Here is a 16,183-nt window from a genome sequence, read left to right on the forward strand (position 1 = left end):
AGAGCACCACACGTGAGCGACAACACCGAGAACCCTGAGCAGCCGCAGCCTGAGGAGGGCGTCGAAGGAGCCGTGCTGACCGACCGGATCCGGCCCGTGGACCTGCAGACGGAGATGAAGCGGTCCTACCTGGACTATGCGATGGCCGTGATCGTGGGCCGCGCGCTGCCGGACGTCCGAGACGGTCTGAAGCCGGTCCACCGCCGTGTCCTCTATGCGATGTACGACGGCGGCTACCGCCCGGAGCGCTCCTTCAACAAGTGCGCCCGCGTGGTCGGCGATGTGATGGGCAACTATCACCCGCACGGCGACTCGGCGATCTACGACGCCCTGGCGCGCCTGATCCAGGACTGGGTGATGCGCTACCCGCTGGCCACCGGCCAGGGGAACTTCGGCAACCCTGGCAACGACGGCCCGGCGGCTCCCCGATACACCGAGACCAAGATGGCCCAGCTGGCCATGGAGATGGTCCGGGACATCAATGAGAACACGGTCGACTTCCAGGACAACTACGACGGCAAGCAGCAGGAGCCGGTCGTCCTGCCGTCCCGGTTCCCGAATCTGCTGGTCAATGGCTCCTCCGGCATCGCCGTCGGCATGGCCACCAATATTCCGCCGCACAACCTCCGCGAAGTCGCGGACGGGGTCAAGTGGTACCTGCAGCATCCGGAGGCCTCCCGGGAGCAGCTGCTGGAGGCGCTGCTGGAGCGGATCAAGGGCCCTGACTTCCCCACCGGGGCGCAGATCCTGGGCACCCGGGGCATCGAGGACGCCTATCGCACGGGCCGTGGCTCGATCACCATGCGCGCGGTGGTCAGCGTCGAGGAGCTGCAGGGCCGCACCTGCCTGGTGGTCACCGAGCTGCCGTACCACGCCAATCCGGACAATCTGGCGATCAAGATCGCCCAACTGGTCAAGGACGGCAAGGTCGGCGGCATCGCGGACCTGCGGGATGAGTCTTCGGGTCGCACCGGTCAGCGTCTGGTGGTGGTGCTGAAGCGAGATGCCGTGGCGAAGGTCGTGCTCAACAACCTGTACAAGCACACCCAGCTGCAGGAGAACTTCTCGGCGAACATGCTGGCGCTGGTCGACGGCGTCCCGCGCACGCTGAGCCTGGACGCCTTCGTCCATCACTGGGTGACGCATCAGATCGACGTCATCGTCCGGCGGACCCAGTTCCGGCTGGCGAAGGCCGAGGCCGAGGCGCACATCAAGGTGGGTCTGCTGAAGGCTCTCGATGATCTGGATCGGGTGATCTCGACGATCCGCGAGTCCTCCACGGTGGAGGCTGCGCGCCAGAACCTGAAGGCGCTGCTGGACATCGATGACGATCAGGCACAGGCGATCCTGGACATGCAGCTGCGCAAGCTGGCTGCGCTGGAGCGCCAGCGTCTCCAGCAGGAGTACGACGAACTGATGCTGCGGATCGCCGAGTTCAAGGAGATCCTCGGTGATGAGGTGCGGCAGCGCCAGATCATCTCCGACGAGCTCGACGGGATCGTGGACAAGCACGGTGATGATCGACGCACCCACATCGTGCGCGGCTATGACGGGGACATGTCGATGGAGGACCTCATCCCCGAGGAGGACGTGGTCGTCTCCATCACCCGCGACGGCTACGTCAAGCGGACCCGGATCGACAACTACCGGGCGCAGAACCGCGGGGGCAAGGGCGTGCGGGGGGCGCAGCTGCGCGCGGACGACATCGTCGAGCACTTCTTCGTGACCACCACGCATCATTGGATCCTGTTCTTCACCAACCTCGGGCGGGTGTATCGCACCAAGTGCTATGACCTGATGGAGTCGGGCCGCGACTCCAAGGGCCAGCATGTGGCGAACATCGTGGCCTTCCAGCCGGACGAGACCATCGCCGGGGTGCTGCCGCTGCGCAGCTATGAGGATGCTCCTCACCTCGTGCTGGCCACCCGCAATGGTCTGGTCAAGAAGACGCCACTGACGGACTATGACTCTCCCCGGCAGGCCGGCGTGATCGCGATCAATCTGCGCGACGATGATGAGCTCGTGTCGGCGAAGCTGATCTCCTCCGAGGACGACCTGATGTTGGTGTCCCGGCGAGGACAGTCTCTGCGCTTCACCGCCACTGATGAGGCGCTGCGGCCGATGGGCCGGGCGACCTCGGGGGTGACCGGCATGAAGTTCCGCGGGGATGACGAGCTGCTCACCGCCGACGTGGTCACCGAGGACTCCTATGTCTTCGTCGTCACTGAGGCCGGCTACGCGAAGCGCTCACATGTGGACGAGTACCGTGTGCAGGGCCGCGGCGGGCTGGGCATCAAGGTCGGCAAGCTTGTCGAGGACCGCGGGGATCTGGTCGGTGCGATGGTCGTGGAGGACGACGATGAGGTCCTGGTGGTTATGCAGTCCGGCAACGTCGTCCGTTCCGCGGTGGAGGGCGTGCCCTCGAAGGGCAGGGACACCATGGGTGTGATCTTCGCCAAGCCGCGTGGCAAGGACAGGATCATCAAGGTGGCCCGCAGCTCGGGGGAGGCCCTGGCTGCCACCGGGGAGGACCAGGCCTCCGAGGACGCGACACCAGCGGCCGATGTCGAGTCGGTGGAGGGCTCTGCCCCGATCGATGCAGTAGCGTTGGACTCTGACAGCGATGGAGGTCATCAGTGAGCGCGAACACCCCTGAGAGCCAGTCGGGCTCCTCCTCGGCACGTCAGACGAATCGCTTCCCTGCGCCGCGTCCCCGTGCCCAGAGCTCCGCGTCGGCGGAGGACAGCGGCACCATCACCGCGACTCGGTCGACCTCGGGGTCCGGCAGTGCGCCGGCGCGCCCGAAGTCTGGGCCCGCGCGCCCGAAGTCTGGGCCCGCGCGCCCGCAGTCCGCTCCGCGGCCTGCTTCCGGCGGTGCGGCCCGTCCACAGGCTCCTCGGGGAGGCGCCAGGCAGGCCGGGCTGGTGCGGCCGACGCCGAAGGCCAAGGTGCGCAAGGCTCGGCTCCTGATCTCGAAGGTCGATCCATGGTCGGTGCTGAAGATGAGCTTCCTGCTCTCTGTGGCGCTGGGCATCATGACGGTGGTCTGCGCGGTGATGCTGTGGTCGGTGATGGACCTGACAGGCATCTTCGATCGGGTGAACGATCTGCTGGCCCAGGTGCTGGGCACCGAGGGTGAGGGCTTCGCGGTCGAGCAGATGGTGACTCTGGGGCAGGTGGCGTCCTTCGCGACCATCATCGCGGTGATCAACGTGGTGCTGCTGACCGTGCTGGCCATGCTCGGTGCGATCCTGTACAACCTCTCAGCATCGCTGGTCGGCGGCATCGGCGTGACCCTGACTGATGACTGACCTCTCGATTTGTAGGCAGTTCTGAAGCTGGTGTAATGTGGAGTGGTCGTCCTGAGGAGGACAGGTCCGCAAGGGCTGAATCCCTCGGTGACGGCGTTCCAGGGCGTATAGCTCAGGCGGTTAGAGCGCATCGCTGATAACGATGAGGTCCGAGGTTCAAGTCCTCGTACGCCCACTCCTGATCCTGGATCACCGATCGAATCCACGACTGCTGGTCAGTCGGGAGGAGCAGCTCATGCGACGTCTCGCAGTCACCGCTCTGCTCGTCGCCGGTATCCTGGGGTACCGGCGCTGGAGACAGGCTGAGGATGGTCGGCGCGTATGGCGCGGTGCCACTGACTCGGTCTGAGGTGTCCGGCAGGACGAAGCAACATCCATAACTTCACACTCCCGCGGGGGCATGGCGCAATTGGTAGCGCATCTGCTTTGCAAGCAGAGGGTTAGGGGTTCGAGTCCCCTTGCCTCCACGTTCAGGGAAGCCCCTGGGTCGGATCTTCGGCCCAGGGGCTTTCTGCATCTTCCGGAGCGGGACGCGTGGGGTTTCGACACCTCTCCGGCCTGGCTCCTGCAGGCGCTTCACATGGCCGATCACTGAAGATTCACAGGCTGGTCACAGAATCTGTGAAGGTCTCAGAATGATGTCGACGGATTGTCATGAAAGAGATCGTTCAGATTGTGGCCGGGCATCCCGGGCTTCTTTCGTCGCTGCTCGGGGATGTGCATGGACGGCGTCATCACGGGTGACTGGCCTTCATCGATGCGTTCGACGGCCCTCGAGGCTGCCTCGGCAGGCACACACGCACACAACTATAGGCGCCGATCGTTCAGGTCTGCAACCACCTTGGGCGAATCACATTCTGGGGATTCATCCCTGGAGGAAACACGCCTTCTTGGTGCTCTTAAGAGCCTGGAGAACAGCTTGACATGACCCTGACAGTTGGCTTGGCTGATACGGGGACCTGGCCGGACTGTGCTCCGGCCTGCGGGTCTCACGCCAACCACCTGAACGGAGAGGACGGCATGCAAGGGGAATCCATGCATCATGCAAGTGGGGGGAAGCCGCGTTCCCCCTGGAAAGGGGTGCTGAAACGCACCCTCGCGGTAGGCGCGGCTTCGACGATCTCTGTCGGCGCGTATGCGCTTCCGGCGGCTGCGGCTGTCGACAACTATCCTGAGGCCCCCGCGGAGTCGGAGGCGAGCCTCGTCGACTCGACGCTCCTCGGGGAGGGCCTTGCCGGTGGCGGTCGCACGACCGCCGCCTGGGACGAGGACCCGGGCCCCAATAATGAGGCGCTGAACGTCGATCTGCTGGGCAACGAACTCATCGGGATCGGCAACATCGAAGTGCCGCTGGACGAGATTCTCGACTTCGGCCAGGCCGGCGCGCTGCTCTCGGAGTCCGAGGCGACCAGCCCGCTGGATGCCCGGGCGATCTCCGGGATCGCCGCCGGTGACGGATCGGTCACCCTGGACGGTGACGATGCCGGCTTCGGTGCCGCGGAGATCGATCTGCTCTCGCTGTTCAGCGCTGCAGGCGTGGACGACATCACTGAGGACATCGTCTCCGAGGCGACCCTGCTGTTCGGTGCCGGTGGCGCCGAGGTCATCGCCGAAGACGGCGAGTTCCTCGACCAGGACGGCGTCGGTGGTCTGGGTCAGTACCGTGTGGGCGAGGCGAGCGTGCTGTTCGCCTCCCCGGCCATCGAAGAGGCCGCGGGGATGATCTACGACACCATCGGCGAGATGGATGACCTCGCAGAAGAGACGGTCAACGATGTCCTGGACCTGGCGGACATCATCGACGCGTTGCCGGGAGACACCTCCCTGGACGTGACGGTGACGTCGGAGATGCAGGAAGAGATCTTCGCCGCCATCTTGGCTGAACCGATCACCACGAACAACGAGGTGCTCACGGTGGACTTCTCCACCGGGACCGCCGAACTGCACCTGGACCAGCTGCTCTCTGGCGAGATGCGTCCGGATCAGCCCACCGGGATGAACAACCAGAACCCGAACACCGAGCTGATCGATGATGAGATCTATCCGATGATCGCGGAGACCGTCCACGATCTGATGGAGGAGGTCACCAACATCACCCTGGGCGCCGTCGAAGGCGCGCTGGGCAGCATCACGCTGGACTTCGAGATCACCCTCGATGGTGGGCCTACGGGCACTGCGACCGGCAGCTGGAGCGTCAACCTGATGGGTGACGAGCTGGAGCCGTTCACGTGCGAGTCCACCGGTGTGGGTGGTGCCGCTCTGTGCACCACGCTGACCACCACGTTCAACACGGTGGTGGAGCCGCTTGTCGAGACCGCGCTGATCCCGGTGCGGGACTTCCTGGTCGGAGATGCGGGCCAGGAGCTCTTCGATCTGCTCGTCCGAGACATCAAGACCGGCGCCATCACGGTGCCGATCCGTGAGGCGCTCGAGCCCTTCATCGAGACGCTGGCCACTGTGGTGTCCGTGCAGCTCAACCACCAGGTCGAAGAGGTCTGCGAGGCTCCGGACGGCTCCACGCTGACGGAGTCTCTGGAGGTCTCGGCGCTGAGCATCGGGCTCTTCGAGGGTGACGGTGCCCGTCTGAACTTCGGCAACGCCGGTGCCCGCATCGACGCATGTGGAGCCTCCGACGAGCTGGAGCTGGGTCTGATCGTCGACCCGTCTGAAGTTCCTGCTGGTGACTCCACCACGGTGACCGGTGACGGGTTCACTCCCGACTCCACGGCGACCGTGCAGCTCACCGACGATGAGGGCAACCCGGTGGGTGACCCGATCGAGGTGCCGACAGATGAGAACGGTGAGTTCGTCACTGAGCTGCCGACTCCTGCGGACGCTGAGCCGGGTGACTACACCGTGGTCGCCACTGACGACACCACGGGAGAGGAGATCTCCGAGTCGCTGGTGATCACTGAGCCCGACGACGGTGTGGAGATCGACCCGTCGGTGGCAGTGGACCCCTCGGAGGTCCCTGCTGGTGAGCCCACCACCGTGACTGGTGAGGGCTACACTCCGGATTCCACGGCGACCGTGCAGCTCACCGACGATGAGGGCAACCCGGTGGGTGACCCGATCGAGGTGCCGACGGATGAGAACGGTGAGTTCGTCACTGAGCTGCCGACTCCTGCGGACGCTGAGCCGGGCGATTACACCGTGGTTGGTACTGATGACACCACTGGTGAGGATGCTTCGGCACCGCTGGTGATCACTGAGCCCGACGACGGCACCGAGGACGGCGTTGAGGACGGCGTTGAGGACGGTGTCGAGGACGGTGTCGAGGACGGCGTTGAGGACGGCGTTGAGGACGGCGTTGAGGACGGTGTCGAGGACGGCGTTGAGGACGGTGTCGAGGACGGTGTCGAGGACGGTGTCGAGGACGGCGTTGAGGACGGCGTTGAGGACGGCGTTGAGGACGGTGTCGAGGACGGTGTCGAGGACGGCGTTGAGGACGGCGTTGAGGACGGCGTTGAGGACGGCGTTGAGGACGGTGTCGAGGACGGTGTCGAGGACGGCGTTGAGGACGGCGTTGAGGACGGCGTTGAGGACGGCGTTGAGGACGGCGTTGAGGACGGTGTCGAGGACGGTGTCGAGGACGGTGTCGAGGACGGCGTTGAGGACGGTGTCGAGGACGGTGTCGAGGACGGTGTCGAGGACGGCGTTGAGGACGGCGTTGAGGACGGCGTTGAGGACGGTGTCGAGGACGGTGTCGAGGACGGCGTTGAGGACGGCGTTGAGGACGGCGTTGAGGACGGCGTTGAAGACGGCACCGACGACGGCGTCGAGTTCGACCCGTCCATCGGCCTGGACCCCGACACTGTCGCCCCGGGTGAGACCACCACGGTCACTGGTGAGGGCTTCGTGCCTGGATCCACGGTCACCGTGGAGGTCACTGACCAGGACGGCAACCCTGTCGCCACGATCGAGGACGTGCCCACTGACGATGAAGGCAACTTCACCATCAACTGGACCGTCCCTGAGGACACCCAGCCGGGCATCCTGCCGATCACGGCCACCGATGACGAGGACCCCGAGGTTACGGCCACGGAGCACCTCACCGTCACGGATGAGGACGGCGTCGTTCAGCCGGGCCTGATCATCCACCCGGATGAAGTCGCCCCGGGCGAGGACGTCACGGTGGACGGACAGGGCTTCGTGCCTGACTCCACGGTCACCGTGGTCATCACCGATGCCGATGGCAACGAGATCGGAACCATCGAGGGTGTCGAGGTCGATGGTGAGGGCAACTTCACCGTGGACTGGACCGTGCCTGAGGGCACCGATCCTGGTGAGCTGACGATCACGGCCACGGATGACGAGGACCCCGAGGTCAACGCATCCGGCACCGTGACCGTCACTGACGAGGACGGCGTGATCGTCGACCCGACGATCACCGCTGAGCCCGCCGTGGTGAACATCGGCGAGGACCTCACCGTCACCGGTGAGGGCTACGTCCCCGGTTCCACCGTGGTCGTGGACTTCTCGGACGTGGACGGCAACGTCTACGACTCCGTGGAGGGCGTCTCCGTGGATCAGGACGGCACGTTCACCATCACCTGGACGGTGTCGGACAGCGTCGCCCCCGGTGCGCTGGTCATCACCGGCACTGACGAGTCCGACCCGACCATCTGGGACGTGACTGCCGTGGCCGTCACCGATGAGGCCGCCGATGTCGAGGACCCCTCGATCTCGATCGAGCCGCAGGCGGTGAACCCCGGTGAGGACGTGACCGTCAGCGGCGAGGGCTTCACCCCTGGCACCACTGTCACGATCGAGATCACGGACGCCGACGGCAATGTCATCGGCGTCATCGAGGGTGTCGAGGTCGGCGACGACGGAACGTTCACCGTGGACTGGACCGTCCCCGAGGACACCGTCCCCTGCATCAAGGTCGTCACCGCCACGGATGACAACGACCCGGATGTCAGCGCGTCGAGCGTCTTCAAGGTCAATGACGAGGCTGACCAGATCATGCTGAGCATCTCCGTCGAGCACCCTGTGCTCACCCACGGGGACACTCAGATCGGTTACGCCTCCGGCTACGAGCCCGGCACCGAGGTGGAAGGGTTCATGAACTCGAACCTGCACCTCGAGCTCGGGACCGAGGTCGCTGACGAGGACGGCAACGTCACCTTCACCTGGGAGATCCCGGAAGGGGCCGACGTGGGTGCTCACACCTTCTCGGTCACTGCTGAGGACTACCCGGACCAGGGAGTGGCCTTCCTGGTGATCGACGACGCCGCCGCAGGTGCCGATGAAGACGGCGCCGAGGACGGCTCGGGCACCGGCACTGCCGACCCGGCTGGTGACGACGGCAAGAAGACCGGCCCGGGCGCCAAGCCCGATTCGGATCTTGCCCGCACCGGTGTCGACGGGGGCCTCCTCGCGGCACTGGCTGCACTCGCGCTCCTGCTGGGCAGCGCAGCTGTGGTCTTCGCGAAGCGGAGTCACCGCTCCTCGGCTGAGTGATCAGCTGAGAACCTGATGCGGATGGCTGCATCGCCCCTCGCGGGGTGGTGCAGCCATCCGCTCATGTGTGCACCGAGAAAGTCGGTGCCGCCCAGAGACCGACCTGCACCTCCCCTCCGCTGAGAGAACCATGCCTCGCCTCAACCTTCCTCGTATTTCAGCCGCTCTGCTCTCCGCTGGAGCCGTCATCTCACTGCTGCTGGTCGGCTGCGCCGATGCTGAGACGGAGACCGCTGCGGAGACCGAGCCGGACGTCTCCCATCTGGACTGCGGACATGGTCTGCCGCTGGAGCAGACCATGGCTTCCGGCTCGAGCTGGTCGATGTGTTTCTCAGTGGACCCGAAACGCGGCATGGTGCTCTCCGACATCCACTTCGCCGCCGCCGACCGAGAACCCGTCCAGCTGATCCATGAGCTCTCCCTGGCGCAGATGGAGGTCCCCTACGACGACGGCGAACGCCTGACCTCGGACATCACGGAGGCCGGCTTCGGGGGCACCCGCATGCACAGCCTGACCGAGACGGAGTGCCTCGGAGACCGCCTCGCCCTGGAGATCCCGAACATCGGAGACGGCACCCAGCACGGCGACTCCCCTGAACGCGAGGTCCTCTGCTCGGAGACGCAGGACTCTGGTCTGGCCTACCGCTCCCATGCAGACGGGATGCTGACCGTCGCTCGCGGGGACGAGTGGCGACTTTCCACGATCTCCAAGGTGGGCTGGTACGAATACATCAGCGAATACACCTTCGGCTCGGACGGCTCCATCCGCCCGGCGCTGGGTGCCACCGGCGACCTCTCCCCGGTGGACTACACGGACGAGGACCACGGATGGCCTGTCGGCGACGGCGACGCCGATTACGCCGCCAGCCACTCGCACAACGTGGTGTGGAAGGTCCACTGGGACCTCGGCGAGGATGAAGAGATGGCGGTCGAGCAGTACGACGCCGAGCCCACGGGCGACGCAGGATCGCAGTCACCCGTCGTCGACGGATCGCTGACACGGATCAGCGAGCCCTCCGCCCATCACGGTGACGACCGGCGATGGTGGCGGGTCATGGCTCCGGACCTCCTCAACGACAACGGGCACCCCATCTCCTACGAGATCAACCTCGGCGTCACCGACAGCTTCACCTTCGTGGAAGAGGGTCACCATCACGGCGAGGACGCCGGATACGACATCGCCTTCACCAACCACGACGAATGCCAGGTCTTCGCCACGCGGAACAGGGGAGGCTGCGGCCGCACCGTGCTGGACTACATCGACGAGGACGACACCGGCACATTGGAGGACATCGTCTCCTGGGTGGCGATCGGGTATCACCACGTGCCCCGGGACGAAGACCAGTCGCCCATGGAGATGCACTGGCAGAGCTTCACCATGGGGCCGAGGGACTTCACCTCCACCCGCGCGGACGTCCCTGAGGAGCGGGAAGGCATCGACGGCATGCCGGAGGACTCCGAGTTCACCCGGCACCTCGACGACGACCACGACGGCAGCGACATCGACCTCGACGAGCTGGACGACCTGGAAGAACCTCAGGACGACTGACCCCGCTCAGATCTCGAGGGACCCGCGCACCGCGACTTTCGCCTCTCCGCCGATCCACAGGGTGCCGTCCGAGTCGGCGTCCACATGGACCCGACCGCGCCGGCCCATCGCCGTGCCCTGAGCCGCCACATAAGGGGCGGTGAGCCTGCCCGTCTCGGTGAGCCACTGGGCGACCGAGGCGTTGAGACTGCCGGTCACGGGGTCCTCCGGCAAGGCCCGACCCGCGGAGAAGAAGGCCCGGACCTCGACGTCGGCATCCCCGTCCGCGGCGGGGGCCACCACGCCGACCTTCAGGTCATCCAGCCCGCCCCGGGTCAGTTCGGGGCGCAGACTGAGCACCGTCTCCGCGCTGTCCAGAAGCACAGCGATCCACCCTGGTCCGTTGTCGGCCCAGGAGGCGTCCACCAGCTGCTGCTCGGAGACGCCCAGCACCCTGCGGATCGCCTCACGCAGCTGTGGGTCCACCGGGCCGGTGCGCAGCCTCGGCGGGGCGGCGAAGGCGAGAGTGTCGCCGTCGCGCCGGACCCGGATCAGGCCGGCGGGGCACTCCTGGATCAGCAGGTCGTCCCGGGCCGGGCGTCCGCCCAGGTCCAGCCAGGCGCGGGCTGTGCCCAGAGTGGGATGCCCCGCGAAGGGGAGCTCCGTGTCCAGGCTGAATATCCGTACCCGGTAGTCAGCCTCCGGCACCGTGGGCGGCAGCAGGAAGGTGCACTCGGAGAGGTTCGTCCAGGCAGAGAACCGTCGCATGGTGTCTTCGTCGAGGCCCTCGGCGTCGGCGACCACAGCGAGCGGATTCCCGGTGAACGGGCCCGTGGTGAACACGTCGATCTGGCGGAATTCTCGACTCATGGTCTTACTGTAGCCGTCACTGCTCGAGAGGGTCTGACGCCCAGGCGCAGCGCGTCAGTGCACAGATCACTCCACAGAAGGGCACTTCGTCCACAGGTGCCTGTGGAGAAAGCGCTGAACTGGGGAAATACAGAGATGTAACTTCTCCACACTGTGGATAACACCTGTGGATAAGCCCCGTCTTTGGAGAATCCGCAGCCATTGTGGAGAGGATTCTCCACAGGGTGTTGATCGGTGGGTCAGCTCAGAGCGGGCTGACCAGGGGAACTCCGAATCCGGTGAGCACCACCAGCGCCGCAGCGACGGCCGCCAGTCCGAGCCCCTGCCAGAGGCTGCGGTGAGGGCCTCGGGGCACTCTGGCGATCACCAGGGCGCACAGCAGACCGGTCAGGAGCCCGCCGAGATGCCCCTGCCAGGAGATGTTGGGGACCAGCAGGCTGACGGCGACGTTGATGGCGATCAGCACCAGCAGGCCGCCGGTCTGGGCGCCGGAGGACCGCAGCAGGATGAACATGGCGCCGAAGAGACCGAAGACGGCTCCGGAGGCGCCGACGGTGGGAGTGGTGGCCGGGGTCAGGAACAGCACGGCCACGGATCCGCCGAAGGCTGAGAGCAGCAGAAGCAGTCCGTAGCGCCAGGCGCCCACGGCCGGCTCGACGACCCGCCCGAACAACCACAGGGCCACCATGTTGAAGAAGATGTGCATCGCGCTGGAGGGCGAGTGCAGCAGGGCGGAGGTGAGCATCCGCCAGGGTTCGAAGGCCCAGCTGGATGTGTGCAGCGGAGCGTACCAGAGCCGCTCGGTGACCACGCCGCCGGTCAGCCACTGCAGCAGGTACATCACCACGCAGATCCCGATCACCGAATAGGTGACCTTCGGGGCGCGGTCCGGGCGCGCGACGGCCCCGAAGCGGGTCCGCGGCACCGGCATGGTGGCCCGGGCGCGGGCCACGCAGTCCGCGCAGTGGAACCCGACCGGGGCCTGATGGAGGCACTGTGGGCAGGCAGGCCGTTCGCAGCGCTGGCAGCGCAGATGCGTCGAACGGTCAGGGTGGCGCGGGCACACCGGGGCGGGATGGCCCGCCCCGGTGTGGGGGTGCTCAGCGGTCACGAGATGTCGTCAGACCTTCTCGATCGCGATGGTCTCGACGACCACGTCCTCCTGAGGGCGGTCACGCATGTCGGTGGCGACCTTGTTCAGCGCGTCGACGACGTTCCTGGAGTCTTCGTCGGCGACCTCGCCGAAGATGGTGTGCTTGCCCTGCAGCCAGGTGGTGGGCACCGAGGTGATGAAGAACTGGGAGCCGTTGGTGCCCGGGCCGGCGTTGGCCATCGCCAGCTTGTAGGGGGCGCTGAAGTCCAGCTCAGGGTGGATCTCGTCCTCGAACTGGTAACCGGGGCCGCCGACGCCCATGCCGAGCGGATCCCCGCCCTGGATCATGAAGTCGGCGATGATGCGGTGGAAGACGGTGCCGTCGTACAGCGGGGCGCCGACCTTCTCCTCCCCGGTCTCGGGGTGCTTCCAGGTGATCTCCCCGGTGGCCAGGCCGACGAAGTTCTTCACGGTCTTCGGGGCGTGGTGGCCGTAGAGGTCCACGTGGATCTCGCCGGCTGTGGTCCGGATGGTTGCCTTGTGGGTTGCGATAGCGCTCATGGCCGATATTCTCTCACCAGATCCTGACAAGCCTGGTGACGACGTCCCGAGACAGGTCTGAACGAACCGGAGACGACGCATCGCCGCTTCTCATAGCAGGAGAGGGGCTGAAGGTCGTAAGCTGAGCACAGCACACCGATCCTGATTCGGAGGACATGCATGTTCGGTAAGAAGAAGAAACCGAGCCACACCTGGGAGCACAGGGTGCTCGCCGGCGTCGAGACGGCCCGTGACTGGACCGCCCCGAAGCTGGGGGTCGCCGCGGACTGGGCTGAGACCACCTACCGCAAGAACGCCCCGAAGGTTCAGGATGCCTCGGCGCGCGCTCTGCGGACGGTCGAATCCAATGCCGCTGGTGCCGCAGACCGCGCTCGAGGTCTGGCGTCCAAAGCCTCGGTGGGTCTCGAGTCCCAGTACGACAGGCTCCCGCCGCAGGCCAAGGCCGAGGTGGACAAGATCTACGCGAAGTACTCCGACGCGAAGCGCCAGCTGGCGAAGGACTATGTGCCGGCCGCCTCCGCCAAGCTCGGCGGATACGCGGACCGCACGGCCAAGCTGATCCACAAGGCTGAGATCGACCCGCGCGTCGAGCAGGCCCTGGTGAAGGCCACGGGCGACAAGAAGGTGGTCAAGAAGCTGCGCAAGACCTCCGAGAAGTACGCCAAGCAGACCGCGAAGGCGCTGAAGAAGCAGCAGAGGACCAAGAGCCGCCGCAAGGGGCTGCTGATCTTCGGCCTGGTGGCCGCCGGCGTCACCGCCGGAGTGGCGGCCTGGCGTGCCTCGCAGCCTGTGGAGGACCCGTGGAAGAAGCCGGAGCCGATCTCCAGCAGCACTCCGGCCTCCTCCTCGAAGCCGGCGGCGCAGGCGGAGACCAACGCCAGCGCGAAGCCGCAGGCTTCGACGTCGGCCGATTCGCCTCAGCGTGCGGCCCCCTCGGCCAAGCCTGAGCCGGACCAGGCTGCGGCGTCCGGCGACAAGCCGGCCCAGCCGGCTGACAGCGTCACCAAGGATGGGGGCATCCCCCAGCCGAAGCCGGCCACCTGATCCAGATTCCGCCTCGGCCGGAGGCAGACCGTGAGGGCCCCGTCGATCCTTCGATCGACGGGGCCCTCACGGTCTGCGGGGTCGGCGGTCAGCGCCAGCGCATCGTCATGAAGAATCCGATCATCGCGATGCCGAAGCCGATGATGACGTTCCATCCACCTGCAGCGGCGATCGGGGCGAGGCCCTGGCTGATGTACCAGACGATGAGCCACAGCAGCCCCAGGATCATCAGACCGATCATCGTGACCCGATACCAGAGGGGCAGGCCCTGATCCTCGAGGTCGTCGAGATCCTCGGCGAAGGGGTCTGCATCGTTCAGCGGGGACTTCGAGGCGCCTGCATCCTCGGTGGTGAGCCTCCCGCGGTTCTTCCGACTGCGCTTGTCGCTCTTCTTGCGGTTCTTCGACTCTGGCACGGTGAGCTGATCCTTCCGGGGCGTGATCACGGCAGCGGGGCCGCGAGACCCTGGTCGACTTCGGTATCCTGACTCTGTCCTCCACGACGTGGGGACACATGGTCTGCGTGTCATTCTATCGGGTCCGTCGTCGTCGCGGCGGGCCGACCATTCTCTGCACACCACGAGAGGACAGGGCGTCCATGCCAGCTGAGCGATCTCCGGCCATACGGCCGCGCCATGCGCGACGTCGGAGAGCCGCTCTCCCGGTCCGTCGATCAGCGGGCTCGCGGATCCTCGGCGGGATCGGGGAGCTGCTCATCACCCTCGGGGTGCTGGGCATCCTCTTCCTCGTCTGGGAGCTCTGGTGGACAGGTCTGGAGGCCGATCGAGAGCGGGATGAGTCCAGCCAGGAGCTGTTCTCCAGCATCGAGGCCCTGGAGGGGGCCGGCCAGGGGGACGACGAGGGAGGCAGCGGCGTCGAGCTGGAGGATCTGGTGGTCCCCAGTCCCGACAACACCGCAGAGTTCGCCGACCAGGGCCAGGTGATGGCCATGGTCTATGCCCCGCGCATGGGGTCGGACTGGGGCGCGCCGGTGGTGCCCGGCGTCGGGCCGGAGTCTCTGAACCGGGCAGGGCTGGGGCACTACAGCTCCACCCAGCTTCCCGGGGAGCCTGGCAACTTCGCACTGGCCGGCCACCGCCAGACCTACGGCAACATCCTGTGGAACCAGGACAAGTTCGCCGTCGGGGACCTGGTCTACGTGCAGTCCCCCGACGGTTGGTACATCTATTCCGTCACCGAGACCTACATCGTGGCGCCCCACCAGTCCGAGGTGCTGGCCCCGGTGCCCGGAGCACTCGATGAGGAGCCCGGAGACACTTCGATCCTCACCCTGACCACCTGCCACCCGCCCTACACCACCCTGGAGCGGATGATCACTCACGCCGAACTGGTCGACTACGCCCCGCTCTCCGACGGACCGCCGACGGCGATCGCTGACACCGTGGAGCGGCGCATGCAGGCTGAGGGCCCCTTCGGGGACCTCAGCTCGCAGGAGGGACGCTGAGATGTACGCCTGGATCTTCCGACACCTGCCCGGACCGCTGTGGATGAGGATCATCCTCACCCTGGCGCTGCTGGCCGCCGCCGTGCTCCTGCTCATGGAGGTCGTCTTCCCCTGGGTGGACCAGTACAGCCCGCTGAACGATTCGACCATCCAGGACGGCTAGCATGGTGCGCGATGACTGAGAACACAGAGGAACGGCCGCCTTTCCGGGCGAAGATCCTGGTGGTCGACAACTACGACAGCTTCGTCTACACGTTGGTGGGCTACCTGCGTGAACTCGAGGCGGAGACCACGGTGATCCGCAATGACGATCTCCCCGTCCAGGAGGCGATCGCTCTGGCCGCCGAGCACGACGGTGTGCTGATCTCTCCGGGTCCGGGGGCCCCGCATGAGGCCGGGGTGTCCATCGAGCTGACCCGCTGGTGCGCGGAGGCGACAACCCCCATGCTGGGCGTCTGCCTGGGACACCAGGGCCTCGGGGAGGCCTTCGGCGGCACGGTCGTCCACGCCGAGCAGCTCATGCACGGCAAGACCAGCGACGTCACCCACACCGGTCATGGGTCCTTCGACGGGCTGCCGAAGACGTTCGTGGCCACCCGGTATCACTCCCTGGTGGTCGCCCCGGAGTCCGTGCCGGACGTCCTGGAGGTCACCGCCACCACCGCCGACGGCGTCATCATGGGCCTGGCGCACCGCTCCGCCCCGCTGTGGGGCATGCAGTACCACCCGGAGTCGGTGCTCACCGAGGGCGGCTACCGGATGTTGGGAAACTGGCTGGAGTCACTGGGGCAGGAGGGCGCGGCGGCGAAGGCCGCGGACCTCAACCCGATCCGCTGAGCCGCGGTC

The 16,183-nt window shown here is 66.3% G+C and carries 13 protein-coding genes and 2 tRNA genes; 11 read left to right on the top strand and 4 right to left on the bottom strand.

Going from position 1 to position 16,183, the window contains the following annotated elements:
- Positions 1-12: 12 nt before the first annotated feature.
- The 7 genes from gyrA to HNR09_RS07265 all read left to right on the top strand — a co-directional run bounded on the left by gyrA (position 13) and on the right by HNR09_RS07265 (position 10,326).
- Positions 13-2,640: a DNA gyrase subunit A gene (gyrA, locus tag HNR09_RS07240; RefSeq protein ID WP_179541425.1), complete on the top strand. Its 2,628-nt coding sequence runs from the start codon at positions 13-15 to the stop codon at positions 2,638-2,640.
- Between the two features lie 284 nt (positions 2,641-2,924).
- Positions 2,925-3,311, top strand: a complete 387-nt coding sequence (locus HNR09_RS16575) for a DUF3566 domain-containing protein (RefSeq protein ID WP_378937982.1) — start codon at positions 2,925-2,927, stop codon at positions 3,309-3,311.
- Between the two features lie 101 nt (positions 3,312-3,412).
- Positions 3,413-3,486: transfer RNA gene (locus tag HNR09_RS07250), tRNA-Ile, on the top strand.
- Between the two features lie 60 nt (positions 3,487-3,546).
- Positions 3,547-3,660 carry a DLW-39 family protein gene (locus HNR09_RS15945; RefSeq protein WP_218881899.1) on the top strand — a complete coding sequence of 38 codons (114 nt, stop codon included), beginning with the start codon at positions 3,547-3,549 and terminating at the stop codon, positions 3,658-3,660.
- 45 nt (positions 3,661-3,705) lie between these two features.
- A tRNA-Ala gene (locus tag HNR09_RS07255) sits at positions 3,706-3,778 on the top strand.
- A gap of 613 nt (positions 3,779-4,391) precedes the next feature.
- Entirely contained in the window at positions 4,392-8,777 is a 4,386-nt protein-coding gene (locus HNR09_RS07260) for a hypothetical protein (protein ID WP_179541427.1), read from the top strand.
- 130 nt (positions 8,778-8,907) lie between these two features.
- Entirely contained in the window at positions 8,908-10,326 is a 1,419-nt protein-coding gene (locus HNR09_RS07265) for a copper amine oxidase (protein ID WP_179541428.1), read from the top strand.
- A 6-nt stretch (positions 10,327-10,332) separates the two neighbouring features.
- On the opposite strand, the gene HNR09_RS07270 is transcribed toward HNR09_RS07265, so the two are convergent.
- The 3 genes from HNR09_RS07270 to HNR09_RS07280 all read right to left on the bottom strand — a co-directional run bounded on the left by HNR09_RS07270 (position 10,333) and on the right by HNR09_RS07280 (position 12,829).
- Entirely contained in the window at positions 10,333-11,175 is an 843-nt protein-coding gene (locus HNR09_RS07270) for a PhzF family phenazine biosynthesis protein (RefSeq protein ID WP_179541429.1), read from the bottom strand.
- A gap of 244 nt (positions 11,176-11,419) precedes the next feature.
- On the bottom strand, positions 11,420-12,127 hold the full coding sequence (locus HNR09_RS07275) for a rhomboid family intramembrane serine protease (protein WP_343047476.1): 708 nt from the start codon (positions 12,125-12,127) through the stop codon (positions 11,420-11,422).
- A 168-nt stretch (positions 12,128-12,295) separates the two neighbouring features.
- On the bottom strand, positions 12,296-12,829 hold the full coding sequence (locus HNR09_RS07280; RefSeq protein WP_179541430.1) for a peptidylprolyl isomerase: 534 nt from the start codon (positions 12,827-12,829) through the stop codon (positions 12,296-12,298).
- 159 nt (positions 12,830-12,988) lie between these two features.
- Here HNR09_RS07280 and HNR09_RS07285 point away from each other — a divergent pair, with 159 nt between their 5' ends.
- Positions 12,989-13,873 (top strand): hypothetical protein, encoded by an 885-nt coding sequence (locus HNR09_RS07285; protein WP_179541431.1) that lies wholly within the window; start codon positions 12,989-12,991, stop codon positions 13,871-13,873.
- An 88-nt stretch (positions 13,874-13,961) separates the two neighbouring features.
- On the opposite strand, the gene HNR09_RS07290 is transcribed toward HNR09_RS07285, so the two are convergent.
- The gene (locus HNR09_RS07290; RefSeq protein ID WP_343047477.1) at positions 13,962-14,288 is read right to left on the bottom strand and encodes a cell division protein CrgA; all 327 of its coding nucleotides are present in this window, start codon (positions 14,286-14,288) and stop codon (positions 13,962-13,964) included.
- Positions 14,289-14,470: 182 nt separating this feature from the next.
- Between HNR09_RS07290 and HNR09_RS07295 the strand changes: the two genes are divergently transcribed.
- From HNR09_RS07295 to HNR09_RS07305, 3 genes are read left to right on the top strand one after another with little or no spacing between them, the layout of a single operon-like run.
- A complete protein-coding gene (locus HNR09_RS07295) occupies positions 14,471-15,337 on the top strand; it encodes a class E sortase (RefSeq protein WP_179541433.1) in 867 nt (288 codons plus the stop codon).
- 1 nt (position 15,338) lies between these two features.
- Positions 15,339-15,500, top strand: coding sequence for a hypothetical protein (locus HNR09_RS07300; protein WP_179541434.1), 162 nt, complete (start codon positions 15,339-15,341; stop codon positions 15,498-15,500).
- An 11-nt stretch (positions 15,501-15,511) separates the two neighbouring features.
- Positions 15,512-16,174, top strand: a complete 663-nt coding sequence (locus tag HNR09_RS07305) for an anthranilate synthase component II (RefSeq protein WP_179541435.1) — start codon at positions 15,512-15,514, stop codon at positions 16,172-16,174.
- Positions 16,175-16,183 lie beyond the last annotated feature (9 nt).

It is taken from the genome of Nesterenkonia xinjiangensis (assembly GCF_013410745.1).
GTDB classification, from domain to species: Bacteria; Actinomycetota; Actinomycetes; order Actinomycetales; family Micrococcaceae; genus Nesterenkonia; species Nesterenkonia xinjiangensis.

What these genes read in the sequence shown, in the direction of transcription:
- HNR09_RS15945 (WP_218881899.1), top strand. Translation starts at nt 3,547, where the DNA reads ATGCGACGTCTCGCAGTCACCGCTCTGCTCGTCGCCGGTATCCTGGGG.
- HNR09_RS07265 (WP_179541428.1), top strand. Translation starts at nt 8,908, where the DNA reads ATGCCTCGCCTCAACCTTCCTCGTATTTCAGCCGCTCTGCTCTCCGCT.
- HNR09_RS07270 (WP_179541429.1), bottom strand. Translation starts at nt 11,175, where the DNA reads ATGAGTCGAGAATTCCGCCAGATCGACGTGTTCACCACGGGCCCGTTC.
- HNR09_RS07280 (WP_179541430.1), bottom strand. Translation starts at nt 12,829, where the DNA reads ATGAGCGCTATCGCAACCCACAAGGCAACCATCCGGACCACAGCCGGC.
- HNR09_RS07285 (WP_179541431.1), top strand. Translation starts at nt 12,989, where the DNA reads ATGTTCGGTAAGAAGAAGAAACCGAGCCACACCTGGGAGCACAGGGTG.
- HNR09_RS07295 (WP_179541433.1), top strand. Translation starts at nt 14,471, where the DNA reads ATGCCAGCTGAGCGATCTCCGGCCATACGGCCGCGCCATGCGCGACGT.
- HNR09_RS07300 (WP_179541434.1), top strand. Translation starts at nt 15,339, where the DNA reads ATGTACGCCTGGATCTTCCGACACCTGCCCGGACCGCTGTGGATGAGG.
- HNR09_RS07305 (WP_179541435.1), top strand. Translation starts at nt 15,512, where the DNA reads ATGACTGAGAACACAGAGGAACGGCCGCCTTTCCGGGCGAAGATCCTG.